This is a genomic window from uncultured Pseudoalteromonas sp., assembly GCF_963922945.1.
Taxonomy (GTDB): Bacteria; Pseudomonadota; Gammaproteobacteria; order Enterobacterales; family Alteromonadaceae; genus Pseudoalteromonas.
Genome location: NZ_CAWUKC010000041.1, coordinates 17,702 through 32,313 on the forward strand (window position 1 = coordinate 17,702; position 14,612 = coordinate 32,313).

The following is a 14,612-nucleotide window of genomic DNA, read 5'->3' on the forward strand; positions in this document are numbered from 1 at the left end:
TGTTTAGTTAGCAGCTTCAGTTTTTGCTACTTCATCTAACGCTACTGTAAGTATGGTTTTTTTATCAACCACAACCCATTTGCGGTAAGTTTGGTAGCCTGGTTTGCTTACTTCAATATCGTATTCACCTTCTTTTAGTTCAATCGCGTCTTGATATACTGGTTTGATATTCATAATACGCACGCGGGCGTCATTAGGGGTCGTAATTACGGTAAGTGAGATTGGAGCAACCACTTCGGCTACTTCAGCTTGAACATCGGCAACATTGTCTTCAACTTTTTGCTCAGTTTCATTCTTATTTGAAGTGTTTGCACAGCCACTTAAGATGAGGAATGCTGCAAGTGCGGTTATTTTTTTCATTGGTACTCCATAAGTCATTATAGTAATTAAAATTGCGAAATATCATGAAGGAGTACAAGCTTTTGCTTAACTTGTCGTCCTTGACTTTCGTCTGTAAAACTAAGTGTTCATCAACTTTTAAATTGTATTGTAAAAGCAAAGCTACATTCGCTTTGCGTTACTGTAAGTAAATTACAACAAAACATTATCAAGTGATTGAGTAATGGCTTCACTTCGCTCTACAAGTTGTTCAGCAGTACGATACATTTTTCTTTTCATTAAAGTGCTCGCCATCGTGATGTATCGTTTAGATAATTCTTGCTTTAAAGAAACTAAAAGCGAAAAGTCTGACGGTAAATCCACCGACTCAACATTTATTTTCTCTTCAAATTCCAATAGCTCTTTGTATTGCTCTATGCTTTCCAACTGCTCTGAATAGCGATTAAAGCGTGGCTGATAAAATACAATAGCATCTGCAGTAGGGAATTGTGCTTGCTGACCATTATTTACTTTTTCTTGGTATAAGGTTAGCGCATCGATTGCAGATTCTCTTTTAAGTAATTCTGCGAATTGCAGCTCTTCTTTTTGAGTATTGGTAAAAATAGCCTTTCCTACATTTAGTAATGCTTTTTGTGCTATAACGTCGTCTTCCGCTATGGCTTTATCTAGCGCTAACTTGTAATTATCAAAGTGAATCTGTGAAGGTTCATAGACATAGGTGTCATCAACTTGTTGTAAATCGATAATTAACTGAGGAATGCTATTGTTATCAACTTCGTTATAACGAGATTGCTCTAAAAGTAAATTGATTCGCGATGTAATATCAAAAATAATTGATTGTCTTTCTCTTAAAATACTTTCAAGTTGCACAGAGAGCTTTTCTGAATCGGGGTAGTACTCAAGCGCTTGAGTGTATACATCTATTGTTTCATCGAAGTTCTTAAACTTATCACCACTATTGTTTAGCTGATTAGCCATGCCATCAAAGCTTTGCAAAACACTCTCTTGATTTACACGCAGTAAGCCTTGTTTTAAAACTTCATATTGCGGTGGGATTTCAGAAAGCTTACCGAGTATGCTTGGACCATTCCATGACATCCACGTTTTTACTTGCTGGTTTATAGCTTGGGCATTGTCTAGCTTGGCTTCGAGTTGTTTAATATTATGATCGTTAGAGAGGTAATATTGGCCGGCAAATACTGTAGCAATTACTAAGCTTGCCACTAGTGCGATAGCTGGTTTGTAATTACGGTTTAATTTAGTAGTAATGGGCTCTAGTGAGCTTAATCTATCAGAAGCGTTTAATGCAATTGCTTTATTTAAACTACCCCACAACCATAATGGGCAGTTACTAGGGCGTTTTGCCGATGTCTCTTTTGCAAGTTTATCAGCAGCTACGCGGTTAAACGGGTGTTTACTGCTTAATAGTTCAAGCGCTATACATGCGTAAGAAAACACATCATCTTTAACTGAAGCTTCAGCTCCTTTAAGTTGCTCTGGGCTTGCATAGGTGGGAGTGTAACCACCTACAACAGCGGTATTTTGCTCGTTTTGAACAGCATAAGCATCTTCAATGGTTTTATGTTTTGCAATACCAAAATCAAGTACTTTTAAGTTGCCGTTAGAATCAAAAATAATATTTGATGGCTTTAAATCATTATGGATAACACCGCGTGCATGCGCGTAAATCAGGGCATTCGCTAACTGTTCTAAAATCACCTTAGCTTTTTTAAACACCATACCTGTGGGTTTGTTTCTTTTTATTATTTGCTCAAGTGTTTCGCCTTCAACAAGCTCCATTGTTACATAGTGAAGATCGCCATCAGAACCTGCTGAATAAACTTTAACAATATTAGGGTGGGCTAGCTGTTGTGTTTTCGTGGTTTCATCTTTTAGGAGAGTAATGGCTTCTTCTGAGTGTGAAAACTCTTCGAGTAACACCTTTATCGCGACAAATACTTCAGGGCGACTTGGACTTTCTAAGAATAGATCCCTTGCGCGATAGATATAACACATACCACCTTGGCCAATTAATTCTTCAACCAAGTAACGAGCAGATATTTTTTTGCCAATTAGATTGAGCTTATTTTTAGCTTGGGGTTTTTTTAGATTTGAATCAAGCGACGCTATCTGAGTTTTATCGTTAGAGTTATTGATACCGCTCATTATAAATCCTTTTATTGTGTATATATAAATAATTGCAAAGGTGAATTTTTATCATTTTTATCAATTCTCCCTTTGATAACGTCAGTATTTTTACAAAAAAAGATTACTTTAGCAATCTTTCTGGCGTAGAAGTTTCATACAAAATTAATTATGTCGCCTGTTTTAACTCACTCAAAAAATTTTTTTATTTTTAAACTTAAAAAATAATGTGCTTAAAAGCGCTGTAAAAGGCGTAAAAGGTACATTTAGCGGTAATTTTTCACTTTATTTTGTTTGGGATTAAGTTTGTTGCAGTGTGCTGAAAAAGGAACATTCAAACAGTCATTTAATTATTGGATTTCATGTTTTTAAGTTTATTAGATTTATCATTGTCTTCAAATTTAAATATATGTGTATATTTTTATATATTAATTTCAATGTTGACAATAGTTTCTCTTCTACTTTATCCTAATGAAAATGTAGATTTATGGGACTAACTTATCAAATGGAACTGATACTAAATATAACTAGTTATCATAGACTCTCGCCTGAAATTGAAGCTTCTAAAACAACTAAACACTCTCTTATTTTTGGCCGCTCAGAAACGTGTGATTGGCACTTGCCCGATCCTGAAAAAATAATTTCTAGCCGGCACGGCCGTATTGAAAAAGAAGGGGATTCGTTTTACTTATACGATACCTCGACTAACGGAACGTTTATTAATTTTGGCGTGTCAGCACTTGGTCAAGGTAATAAACACCGTTTAGCGCACAGTGATGTAATTACTGTCGGAGACTTTCAAATTGAAGTCGAATTAGCTGATTCTCAATCTACAACAGCATACACTGAAACACGCCCAAACACGGATGATTCTGCATTAAGTAACAGAACACCTGAACCTTCAATAGATAATTTTTCTTCAAGTGACTTATTTTTAAATGAATCTATTCTAGATGAGTCAATGCCTTCTGTATTAATGAAAGAAGAAGGTATGGCACAGCCTGATAACCAAATTCCAGAAAATTGGGATGAATTATCGCATTTAATGAACCCTGATGTGTCAACTTCAGCTCAAAGCCATTTTGATGATGTTGCGGTAGCAGAAAAACCCGTTCAAGTTGAACCTCAAAAAGCACCAGAACCCATTAAGCAGCCTACCAAACAAACGCAAACACACACTAGTACTACAAGCGCTAATTCCGCTTTATCTGAGGCGTTTTTAAAAGGTTTAGGAGTTAAAGCTGAGCTTCAAAATGCGCTCAATACACCAGAGTTGTGGTTTGAAATGGGGCAAAGTTTAAATTTATTATTAAACGAGTTGATGGAGTCATTAAGACAACGAGCATTGGTTAAAAATCAATTACGTTTAAATCAAACCATGTTTCAAACGAAGCAAAATAATCCTATAAAATTTTCTGCTGATATTGATGATGTTATTCAGAATTTATTCATAAGAAATAGTGCAAGCTTCCTGTCGTCTCGTGAATCGATCAAAGAAAGCTTTACTGATACACGTAGGCACGAACATGCTTTATTAGCAGGAGCTGATGGTGTACTTAAAGGGATTTTAGAGCAAGTTTCTCCCCAGCAAATCACTCAGCAAGTAAATGAAAACTCTAATGTATTAAAGATTATTCCAGGCCAGTCAGAAGCAAAGTGTTGGAAAATATATCAAAGCCTTCATGAAGAACTCGCGCACGATGTAAATGCAAAAGGCGCTATGGCATTGTCTGACGATTTTTTAAAGGCTTACAATGATAAAACTCAAGAAACGTTTTAAAAAGGAAAGTAAATAATGTCTAAACTTAAGCTCTTTTTAATGAGCATTAGCCTACTCTTTTTAACGGTTGGGTGTACTACAGTAAATAAAATAGTGCCGCCTTCAACTGATTTAATTATTAATGTTTCTAAAGATGTAAATCCAGATACATCAGAGAGACCATCGCCAGTTGTTATGAAAATATTTGAGCTAAGTTCAAGAACTATTTTTGATACACAAGACTTTTTTAGTTTATACGAAACGCCTGAAAAACTACTGGGCCCAGATTTATTAAAAAAAGACGAGTTAGAATTACAACCAAATTCAGTGCAAAAATACAAAATGAGCCTTAACAGAAATACCCGTTACGTAGGCGTTGTTGTTGCCTATAGAGATATCGATCAAGCAAGGTGGAGAGCTGTTATTGAGGTTGACCCTACCGGTTATGATGATATAGATGTAAATGTTGAAGCAATTGCAACATACATGAGAGAGCGATAAAAAGGATTTGTAAAATGGGTGATAACACTCGTGTTGCGTGGACTGAAGGGATGTTCTTAAGGCCGCAACATTTTCAACAGTCAGATAAGCACTTTTCTAATTTAATTAATCAATTATGTAAAGGAAATTTATCTGATCCGTGGGGCATACTTGATATAAGTATAGACACACAATTACTGAGTTCAGGGCAGTTTGCTCTTGAGTCATTAAGCGCTATTATGCCTGATTTGCTCCCAATTGAAATGCCGCAATCAACCCCTTTACCTGAACCATTAGTGGTTAATAAAGATGTGTATGATGAAGTGGTATACCTTGCTATTCCTGCATTGAAAGGCAGTGGTATCAATATTTCAGCGCTGGATGAAAATATTGTCACGCGCTATAAGCTTGATGATTTAACGGTGAGTGATGACTCTTTAGGATCTCAATCCCAAGAGGTGATTCAAGTTGCCAAAATTTATAGCAAATTGGTGCTCTCATCTGATGATCATGCTGGGTACATTCTATTGCCTGTTGCACGCATTATTGAAGTTAGCAGCGAAGGAAGTATTAAGCTTGACACTAAATACATACCACCCTCTTTAAAAGTGGGTCAATGCAAGCCTTTGCTTGGTTTAGTAAGAGAAATTGGCTCTATGATCAAACAGCGTGCAGAGAGTATATCTGTGCGTTTATGCCAAGGTTATGCAGGTAGCACCTCAGTTGCTGACTTTATTATGTTGCAAACCCTGAATAAGTACGATGCTGTTTTTGATAACCTACTTAATATAAATAACCTCCACCCAAATGTACTTTATACTCGTCTTATCGAGCTTGCTGGCGAGTTATCTACTTTTAGTACTGCAAATAAAAGAGTACCGAAGCTGCCTAAGTACGACCATGATAATTTGGGCAAAGTATTTTCTGAAGTGGTTAATTTCTTATATCAATCTTTAAGTCATGTTATTGAGCAAACTGCGACAGAAATTAAGTTAGAACAAAGCAAGTTTGGTATTTCGTTTGGCGCATTAAAAGACAAGTCGGTGCTTAACTCAGCACAATTTGTTTTAGCAATTAAAGCAAGCGTACCGCACGAAGAGCTGCGTAAAATACTGCCCTCACAAATTAAGATTGGTAGCGTAGAAACCATACGAGACTTAGTTAATAACCAAATTCCAGGTATTACTATTAGTAACTTACCAACGGCACCACGCCAGATCCCATACCATGCAGGTTTTCATTACTTTGAATTAAACAAGCAGGGTGAGCATTGGGAAAAACTTCGCTCAAGTGGAGGCATCGCTATCCACTTATCGGGTAATTACCCTGAGCTACAAATAAGCCTTTGGGCAATTAGAACCTAACTTTTAAAGGAAGAGTTTCAATGGATGAAACCATTATAAAACCTCGCCCTGGTAGACTAGGGCGTGATACTTCAAACACTCCTAACATTGATAACGATGCTGATAAAACAGTGATGTCTGTTGAGCCAGTTGCCAGTAGCGTTGCCAATACATCTAAAGTTTCCATATTTAAAAACCCACTTTTAGAAGCGGCAACCGATTGCTTTTCGCTTGTAATTTCGATTAGCCAAGCTAAAGAAATGACTAATATTGCCGCTTTAAAGCACCGTTGTGTTGAGGCTGTGAAGCGCTTTGAAGTTGAAGTGCGTAATCAAGGACTCTCTAAAGATGTAATTACCAATTCGCGCTACTGTTTGTGTGCGATTTTAGATGAATCAGTATTAAATTCTAAATGGAGCTCAATGGAATGGGCAGATGAGAGCTTACTCTCTACATTTCATAAAGAAACGTTCGGTGGAGAATACTTTTATACCCTGCTTGACAATGCATTGGCACAACCTGAGCTACATAAGCATTTTATTGAGCTGCAGTATCACTGTTTAAACTTAGGGTTCAAAGGTAAGTATAGGTTAGATAATGGCGGTGATACTAAAATTGAAGAGTATCGTTCTCAAATGTACCACCTTTTAAATCAATTAGATGGACCACTCAATAATAAGCTTTCGCCTAATTGGCAGCAGCGTGTTGCCGCTGGTGTAGAACTTAGAAATCAAGTGCCTCTTTGGGTGATTTTTTCAGTGTTGGGCTTGGTGCTGTTAATGGTTTATTTATTTATAAACATGAAACTGAATGATGGCGTTACTTCTCTTAACGATAAGCTAGCTGTTATTCATCCTATAGCGCAAAACGAATCTGTAGATAAAAAAGATAAGCAACTATTAGTTCTAGAGCAATTACTGCAAACAGAAATTCAAATGGGGATAGTTACAATAAAGAAGAACCTAGACCGTATAAGAATTTCAATAAATAGTGAAAGCTTATTTAATCAAGGTGATGCAAAATTATTACCGTCAATTCAACCTATTTTAGAAAAGCTAGCACGTAGCCTAGAAGGAACAAAAGGGCGCATTTTAATTACTGGACATACTGATGATACGCCTATCCGTACTGATAAATACCCATCAAATTGGCATCTTTCATTAGCCCGTGCAACGCAAGTTGCCAATTCTATGGCTAAAAGTACAAACCTAAGTGGCCGCTTATGGCCTGAAGGTAAAGGTGCTGCAGAGCCTATCGCCAGCAATTCAGATTCAGCTTCTCGGTCACTAAACCGACGAATTGAAATCGATTTATTATTTTAATGGGGCTGACATGAGTATTTCACACAAAATAAAAAAAATTACTTACGTACTTACTTCTAAAACAGCCATGTTAATCATCGGCTTTTTAGCATTATCTTTATTAATATGGTTTGGTGGCCCGCTTATTGCGGTTGCTGATTTTATACCATTAGAGAGTGTAGCAGCACGGCTTTTAACAATTCTGTTTGTTATTTTAGTGTTTGCCATCACCAAAATTTATAGCTTAACGCAACAAAGTAAACGTGATGAAAAAATGGCTGATGAGCTCATCGAAAGTGATGAGTCTAATAGCAACGAGGTGAATGAAGAAATCACCACGTTAAAAAATCGTATGAATGAAGCCATTAACCTACTAAAAGATGTAAAGCTATTTAAAGGTAAAAATATATACCAATTACCTTGGTATATCATGATCGGCCCTCCAGGGGCAGGTAAAACAACGGTTATTAATAATTCAGGCTTAGACTACCCATTAAAAGATAAGTTAGGGGTGGATTTAGTCCACGGTGTAGGTGGTACACGAAACTGTGATTGGTGGTTCACTAATAAGGCCGTACTTATTGATACTGCAGGACGATACACCACGCAAAGTAGCCACGCTAAACATGACTCGCGCGCCTGGGAAGGCTTTTTAGGACTTTTACGTAAGTACCGCCCGCTGCGCCCTATTAATGGTGTAATGATCAGCATGGGTATTTCTGAGCTCATGAGTCAAACTAAAACAGAGCGTAATTTACATGCTCGTGCTATTAAGCAACGCTTACAAGAGCTTCAAAATCAATTGGGCATGACTTTTCCGGTCTACGTTATTCTTTCTAAGGTAGATTTAATTGAAGGCTTTAGAGAGTTTTTTGGTGAGCTTACGGAGGAGGAGTGTGAGCAAGTTTGGGGTGTTACCTTTGAGTTAGACCTAGATAAGGACACTCAAGTTGAAGCATTCAATAAAGAGTTTCATGCATTAATCTCAAAACTAACAGAAATGCTTAATCGAAGATTGATTAACGAACGTAATGAAGAGATACGGGCCAAAATTTTCGAATTCCCTAGACAGCTTCGCGTACTGCAAGGTGTAGGCGATGCGTTTTTAAAAGAAATTTTTACCCCTAACGCTTATGAAGAATTGCCAATGTTTAGGGGGGTGTACCTTACAAGTGCGACGCAAGAGGGTAAGCCCGCCAGTTTTTTAAATGACGTAAACTCAGCAGATTCAAACTATATCAATCAATCTAAAAGCTTTTTTATCAAAAACGTTTTAGAAGGCGTGATTTTTCCTGAACAAAACTTAGCAAGCACTAATAAGCACCATGATAAGCAAAACAAATGGCTGAGAGTAGGTAGTATTTCTTTAGCAAGTATTGCGGTAATTGGTTTTTCTATTTCGTGGTACTTTAGTTTTGCATGGAATAATAATTTAATGGCTGCTACTGATGAAGCCATTGAAGCTTATCAGGAGCTAGATGCCGCTTCGTTTGATAGAAGCAACTTATTAGTATTAAACGACAGACTCAATGCGCTGCGAAACTTACCAGCTAACAATCCTGCGTTAGTTGATGACGATGAATCTCAGTCAATAGGGTTTAATAAGCTTAATGAGATCAAACAGTCATCGACACAAGCCTACAACAGGTCGCTGCAAACGTATTTAGAACCTTATATTGCCAATACGTTAATTAAAGAAATGGAAGCGCACCCAGAGCACCTTAGCTATTTGTACGAAACGCTAAAGAGCTATTTAATGCTATTCCAACCAGAGTACTTTGAAAGTGAAGATATTTCGGCTTGGTTTAATGCATACCTAGAAAGGAACCTACCGGGTGACAAAAATGCGTTGACTCGCGGCCAGTTGATGAACCACATTGCTGCCTTATTAGAGCTTGGGGTTAGTCAAACCAAAATAGATAATCAAGCAGTGCGTATAGCTAGAGCTGAGTTAACTAAGTTACCAATAGCAGAAAGAGCATACCAACGTCTGCAAGCTGATTTTCTTGATAGCAGTATTCCACCGTTTAGGTTAACAGACATTATTAGTTTTGAGAGTGCGCAGAAATTCACATTCAGAAATAACGGCGAGTTGACACGCAGTATTCCAGGCTTATACACCTTTAACGGTTTTCACGGCATTTTTAATGTTGAGAAAAGTAAAATGCTCGGTAACTTGATGGCAAGCAGTTGGGTATACGGCGAGGAGGCATCGGGCACTTATGATATTTCTAAAGAAGAAATTGAAAAGAAATTAGAGCAACGTTATTTTCAGGATTATATCTTCTTTTGGCAGTCATTTATCGACGATTTAAGCCTAAATCAATACAGTTCACCTGCTGAGGGTGTCAATATTACAGATGTACTTGCAGGTTCAGAAGCACCGATTAAAAACATTATTATGGCTGTGCAAAAAAATGTGCAGTTAACCAAATTACCGGTGTCAGAAAACCAAAAAGCAGCGGGTAAAGTTGCCGCTAATGCTGCTGAAATTGCAATGCAAACTAAAGCGAACAGAATTAAACGCTTTCTACCTGACGAAGCCCCTAAGTTTGATATTAAGTTGCCAGGTTATCAGGTTGAAGAAGCGTTTGAAGATGTAATAAATATTGATGCTCAGCAACTAGATAACATTCAGAAAAACCTCAGAGAGCTTAATGTATATCTCACTAAGCTTGATAGAGGAGATCAGTTAAAGTCATCGATTAAAGATCAAATCAGTGGGAAAAGTAAGCCAAGTTTTATTCGCCAACTTGAGTTTCAAAGCCGTGATCTACCTTACCCATTTAATAGCTGGTTATTAGATATAAGTAGAGATACTAGTAATATCACTAAAAATAGCGCTAACAGACACTTAAACGAGATTTGGAAAAGCCAAGTTTTACGTGAGTATAACGCAGCTATTGTGGGCCGATACCCTTTCTCTCCTTATGCGCAAAAAGAAGTTAATATGAAAGACTTTACACGCTTCTTTGGACCTGATGGCACTATTGATAGCTTCTTCACTAACTATGTAGCGCCAAGTGTGGATATGAGTTCAAGTCCGTGGAAGTTTGAAAAAGACATTGGCATAAGCGCAGATACGCTCGCCATGTTTGAACTAGCGCATCAAATTCAAACTGTGTTCTTTGATGGTGGGAGTGCAACACCTAGAATTGAGTTTGGCTTACGTCCGTTATCGTTGGATAAAACTACATCGAGCTTAATGATTGAAATTGATGGTCAATCAATGATTTACCGCCATGGACCCTTAAGAGTTACGAACTTTGTTTGGCCAGGCGCAAGTGGACAAAGTAAAACGCGAGTTGTATTCACGCCACCTAGTGGAGGGCGCTCTGTAAATACAACTTACCAAGGTGAGTGGTCGCTTTATCGCATGCTTGATGAGCTAAGCGCTAAAAGAGCAAAAACACGTGAGGATTTAGAGTTACATTTTTCTCTCATGGGTAACAACGCAAAAGTTGAGCTATTGCCAAAATCAATTAGGCATCCATTTTGGAATAAAAGTGTAGAGAAGTTTTCATGTCCGACCCGATTATAAATATAGGCTACCTTGGCAAAGTCCCAAGCTTGGGGGACTTTGTTCAAGACAGTGTTTCGAAAGAGTTTTCAGAGCACTGGGAACAATGGCTGCAAGCAGCGATTGCTGTAAGCAAAGAACAGCTAGGTGACAATTGGCAAGATAACTACCTAACAGGCCCTGTATGGCATTTTGCATTATCGCCAAATATTGTCGGCAATAAAGGCGTAATGGGAACCCTATTACCAAGCATGGATGCAGTAGGACGCCATTACCCATTTACTGTGGCTAGTACATTAGAAGTTGCGCCTATAGAAGTATTAAATTCGGGCGTGTTCTCCTTAGAGTATGAAGACACTGTACTTAAAGTGTTAGATAGCTCTGTCGACCTTTTTACATGGAGAAAAGAGGTTGCTAAATCAATAAGTACGCTGACAAAGCCTAAAAAACAGCTAAGTATTTCTCCCTCAAATGACAAAAATAAAGAGGGTGAAGCATTTGAGTTCTCTGGTGATGAGTTATCAAATGATGTTTTAAAAGACGCTCTTCATGCACTGTTGTATAAAAAGCATGGTGACTACAGCGTTTGGTGGACACACGGTTCATGCAATATAAAGCCTATGATGCTTGTTACTTCAGGGCTACCACCTGTCAATCAAGTTGCAGCTATGTTAGATGGCCGATGGAAACATTGGGAATGGAATTACACACAGGTAAAAAATAGTGATTAGCAATTTAAGTACAAGTTACGCAATAACTCATCGCGGTGCTGTTAGGCAATTAAATGAAGACTCTCATGTCGAAATTAATAGCCATAACTTGTGGGTAGTAGCTGATGGAATGGGCGGGCATGAAGCGGGCGAAGTGGCAAGCCAGCTTGTTGTAGACGTTATTAGGGCAAAAGTTGAAGAAAAAACATTAGCTACGCTTAGCGTTTCTCATATTGTTGCCGCTATTGAAGAGGCAAACCAACAATTAAATGAATACAGCGCTCAGTATTTAGGAAGTAAAACAGCGGGCAGCACAGTAACTGCCTTATTTATAAAAGATAATCAATATTACGTTTTGTGGGTAGGAGACAGCAGGGCATATATGTTACGAAACGGCCAATTACAGCAAGTGTCTAGAGATCATAGTCAGGTAAACGATCTTATAGATGAGGGCGTAATTTCAGTCGATGAAGCAAAAACCCATCCTCTTTCGAATGTGATTACTCGTGCAGTCGGCGTTACCGATGAAGTCAAGGTAGATGTAGTCCAAGGCGAGGTGAAAACCAATGATATTTTCTTACTTTGCTCAGATGGATTAACAGGTGAATTGTCTGATGAAGAAATATGTTTGTCATTGGAACCTAATAGTATTATTGATTCAGGTATGGCGCTCATGCACTCTTCTTTAGTAAGAGGAGCACGGGATAATGTTACTTGTATTATAATTAAATATGGACATGATAATTTTAGTAGCAAATCGGAAACATACAAAATTCAGGATGAAGCTACAATTCCACTTTTTACTAAATAATTTTTTACTATTAATTATATAATTTTAAGTGTTAATATATTTATATTAGAGATTAATTGTTTATTTATTTGCAATTGTTTTGATTAAAATACAATTGTAACTAGGCTTGTATTTTAATATAAAAAATGTAATATGAAATCCGCTCCGCTTTATTGGAGTTTTATGGATAATTATTAGGACGACGGAATGTTTGTATTTGAAGAGTATATTTCCCCTATTTCTGAAACTGAAATCGCAGGCTTAGACCCTCGTTCTGATGTTTCTCCTACGTCGACTTATTACGCCTTAAAAGATTTAAGAAACCAACTTCGTGCCGCTGAAAGAAACGCGCTAGTAGACGAAGAAGGCATTTCCTCACTTGCTCGAGACTGGTTGCCTTTATTAGAACAATGCAGCAGCGCACTAAAATCTGAAAGTAAAGATATAGAGTATTTAGCGTGGTTTATTGAAGCGCTGTGTCGCACTCATGGTTTTAAAGGATTGGCGTTTGGTTTCAAGGTTTCTCATTATTTATTAAATAACTATTTTGACTCGCTGTATCCATCGCTCGATGAGGATGATGAGCTTTCCGATAAAGTATCAGCTATAGCGGGGCTAAGCGGAACTGCAGGCGAAGGTACGCTTATTATTCCAATTAAGAGTATCTACTTAACTGATAGTGTCAGCATAGATCCATTTACCTTTTGGGAATATCAGCAAGGCTACGATATCTCTAGGTTAAGTGATGATAAAAAAGAGAAAAAGCTGAGTCAGGGCGGCGTTGATTTTGAGTTGATTGAAAAAAGTGCCGCTGAAACCAGTACAGAGTTTTTCGTTAACTTAAAAAGTGATATTGAAAATGCCATTGAGGAATTTGCATTACTCAGTGATGCTCTAGATAACGCAACCGGTCAGCCACAACCAACATCTAATGTTAAGCAAGCGCTTGAAACTAGTTTATCAGCAATCAATCACTTAGCGGCTGACAAACTAGCGGCGGCAGAGCATGCTCAAATTGCAATTGAAACTACTGATGATTCATCTCAAAACGATGAGGACGAACCTGATGTTGCAGCACCTAAAAAAATAAACAACCAAGAAATAAATTCTCGTGAAAATGCCATCAATAAATTAAAAGAAATAGCGGCGTTTTTTAGAAAAACCGAACCGCATTCTCCAATGTCATACACGATAGAACAAGTGATTCGATGGAGCGAATTATCGCTGCCTGAATTATTAAACGAGTTAATAACAGATAGTGATGCTAGGACCGGGTACTTTAAGTTGTCTGGCATTAAGATCAGCGAAACTGAAACATAAGTAAAAGGAGTTCTCTATGAGTATCCATGATAAATTAAAACGAGTACGTAAGCCTCGCGTTCACATCACTTATGATGTTGAAACTGAAGGAACTGCAGTAAAAAAAGAATTACCGTTTGTTGTAGGTGTAATGGGTGATTTTTCAGGTGATAACACTGAAGCATTAAAACCATTAAAAGACAGACGCTTTATTCAAATTGACCGTGAAAACTTTAACGATGTTTTAAAACGCATGAGTCCTTCATTAAAGCTTGTTGTAGAAAATACACTCAGCGATGATGACTCTGAATTTGAAGTTAACCTTAACTTTAATTCAATTGACGATTTTGAACCTGCAGCAGTTGTTAATCAAGTTGAACCATTGCGTAAATTAATGGAAACCCGTAATAAGTTACGTGATTTAATGACTAAGATTGACCGTTCAGAAGAGCTTGAAAATGTTTTAGAAGAAGTATTAAGCAATACTTCAAGCCTAGATTCGATTGCTAAGGAACTTAAGCTAGAGGAGACTGAAAAATGAGTGCAGAGCAATTAAGTACTGAATTAGAGTCAACAGCTGAGACAAGCTCATCGTTACTAGAGCAGGCAATTGGTGCTACTAAGCAAACTGATGCAAGCCGTGCAGAAGAGTTACTTAAAACGTTAACTGAAGAGGCATTAAAAGGTACAGTGCAATGGAATAAAAACATGACTGTGACGTTTAATGAAGCAATTCAGTTAATCGATCAAAAAATATCAAAACAACTTAGTGTTGTTATGCACAGCGACGAGTTTCAAAAATTAGAAGGCTCTTGGCGTGGTTTACACCACCTTGTAATGAATTCTGAAACGAGCTCTACGCTTAAAATTCGTGTTTTAAACATGAAGAAAAAAGAACTACATAAAGATTTAAGCAAAGCGGTTGA

The 14,612-nt window shown here is 37.6% G+C and carries 12 protein-coding genes; 10 read left to right on the top strand and 2 right to left on the bottom strand.

What is annotated here, in order from left to right; translation table 11 throughout:
- Positions 1 to 3 precede the first annotated feature (3 nt).
- Both AABI99_RS10370 and AABI99_RS10375 read right to left on the bottom strand, forming a co-directional pair.
- Positions 4 to 360, bottom strand: a complete 357-nt coding sequence (locus AABI99_RS10370; protein ID WP_338365661.1) for a PEGA domain-containing protein — start codon at positions 358 to 360, stop codon at positions 4 to 6.
- Between the two features lie 171 nt (positions 361 to 531).
- Positions 532 to 2,505, bottom strand: a complete 1,974-nt coding sequence (locus AABI99_RS10375; protein ID WP_338365662.1) for a serine/threonine-protein kinase — start codon at positions 2,503 to 2,505, stop codon at positions 532 to 534.
- 484 nt (positions 2,506 to 2,989) lie between these two features.
- On the opposite strand from AABI99_RS10375, the gene tagH reads away from it, so the two are divergent.
- The 10 genes from tagH to AABI99_RS10425 form a co-directional block, all read left to right on the top strand.
- Positions 2,990 to 4,264 carry a type VI secretion system-associated FHA domain protein TagH gene (gene tagH, locus AABI99_RS10380; protein WP_338365663.1) on the top strand — a complete coding sequence of 425 codons (1,275 nt, stop codon included), beginning with the start codon at positions 2,990 to 2,992 and terminating at the stop codon, positions 4,262 to 4,264.
- Positions 4,265 to 4,279: 15 nt separating this feature from the next.
- The gene (gene tssJ, locus AABI99_RS10385) at positions 4,280 to 4,744 is read left to right on the top strand and encodes a type VI secretion system lipoprotein TssJ (RefSeq protein WP_338365664.1); all 465 of its coding nucleotides are present in this window, start codon (positions 4,280 to 4,282) and stop codon (positions 4,742 to 4,744) included.
- A gap of 14 nt (positions 4,745 to 4,758) precedes the next feature.
- Complete coding sequence (gene tssK / locus AABI99_RS10390; RefSeq protein ID WP_338365665.1) at positions 4,759 to 6,087, top strand: type VI secretion system baseplate subunit TssK; 1,329 nt, start codon at positions 4,759 to 4,761, stop codon at positions 6,085 to 6,087.
- Positions 6,088 to 6,107: 20 nt separating this feature from the next.
- On the top strand, positions 6,108 to 7,388 hold the full coding sequence (tssL, locus tag AABI99_RS10395) for a type VI secretion system protein TssL, long form (RefSeq protein WP_338365666.1): 1,281 nt from the start codon (positions 6,108 to 6,110) through the stop codon (positions 7,386 to 7,388).
- Positions 7,389 to 7,398: 10 nt separating this feature from the next.
- A complete protein-coding gene (gene tssM, locus AABI99_RS10400; RefSeq protein WP_338365667.1) occupies positions 7,399 to 10,908 on the top strand; it encodes a type VI secretion system membrane subunit TssM in 3,510 nt (1,169 codons plus the stop codon).
- A complete protein-coding gene (gene tagF, locus AABI99_RS10405) occupies positions 10,890 to 11,618 on the top strand; it encodes a type VI secretion system-associated protein TagF (protein WP_338365668.1) in 729 nt (242 codons plus the stop codon). The genes tssM and tagF overlap by 19 nt, the downstream gene beginning before the upstream one ends.
- Positions 11,611 to 12,408, top strand: coding sequence for a protein phosphatase 2C domain-containing protein (locus tag AABI99_RS10410; protein ID WP_338365669.1), 798 nt, complete (start codon positions 11,611 to 11,613; stop codon positions 12,406 to 12,408). The genes tagF and AABI99_RS10410 overlap by 8 nt, the downstream gene beginning before the upstream one ends.
- A 186-nt stretch (positions 12,409 to 12,594) precedes the next feature.
- A complete protein-coding gene (gene tssA / locus AABI99_RS10415) occupies positions 12,595 to 13,707 on the top strand; it encodes a type VI secretion system protein TssA (RefSeq protein ID WP_338365670.1) in 1,113 nt (370 codons plus the stop codon).
- A gap of 16 nt (positions 13,708 to 13,723) precedes the next feature.
- Entirely contained in the window at positions 13,724 to 14,227 is a 504-nt protein-coding gene (gene tssB / locus AABI99_RS10420) for a type VI secretion system contractile sheath small subunit (RefSeq protein WP_338365672.1), read from the top strand.
- A partial coding sequence (locus AABI99_RS10425) for a type VI secretion system contractile sheath large subunit (protein ID WP_338365673.1) occupies positions 14,224 to 14,612 on the top strand: 389 nt, incomplete at its 3' end. The genes tssB and AABI99_RS10425, both read left to right, overlap by 4 nt.

Excerpts from the sequence above, each read along its gene's own strand:
- AABI99_RS10370 (WP_338365661.1), bottom strand. The coding sequence starts at position 360 with ATGAAAAAAATAACCGCACTTGCAGCATTCCTCATCTTAAGTGGCTGT.
- AABI99_RS10375 (WP_338365662.1), bottom strand. The coding sequence starts at position 2,505 with ATGAGCGGTATCAATAACTCTAACGATAAAACTCAGATAGCGTCGCTT.
- tagH (WP_338365663.1), top strand. The coding sequence starts at position 2,990 with ATGGAACTGATACTAAATATAACTAGTTATCATAGACTCTCGCCTGAA.
- tssJ (WP_338365664.1), top strand. The coding sequence starts at position 4,280 with ATGTCTAAACTTAAGCTCTTTTTAATGAGCATTAGCCTACTCTTTTTA.
- tssK (WP_338365665.1), top strand. The coding sequence starts at position 4,759 with ATGGGTGATAACACTCGTGTTGCGTGGACTGAAGGGATGTTCTTAAGG.
- tssL (WP_338365666.1), top strand. The coding sequence starts at position 6,108 with ATGGATGAAACCATTATAAAACCTCGCCCTGGTAGACTAGGGCGTGAT.
- tssM (WP_338365667.1), top strand. The coding sequence starts at position 7,399 with ATGAGTATTTCACACAAAATAAAAAAAATTACTTACGTACTTACTTCT.
- tagF (WP_338365668.1), top strand. The coding sequence starts at position 10,890 with ATGTCCGACCCGATTATAAATATAGGCTACCTTGGCAAAGTCCCAAGC.
- tssA (WP_338365670.1), top strand. The coding sequence starts at position 12,595 with ATGTTTGTATTTGAAGAGTATATTTCCCCTATTTCTGAAACTGAAATC.
- tssB (WP_338365672.1), top strand. The coding sequence starts at position 13,724 with ATGAGTATCCATGATAAATTAAAACGAGTACGTAAGCCTCGCGTTCAC.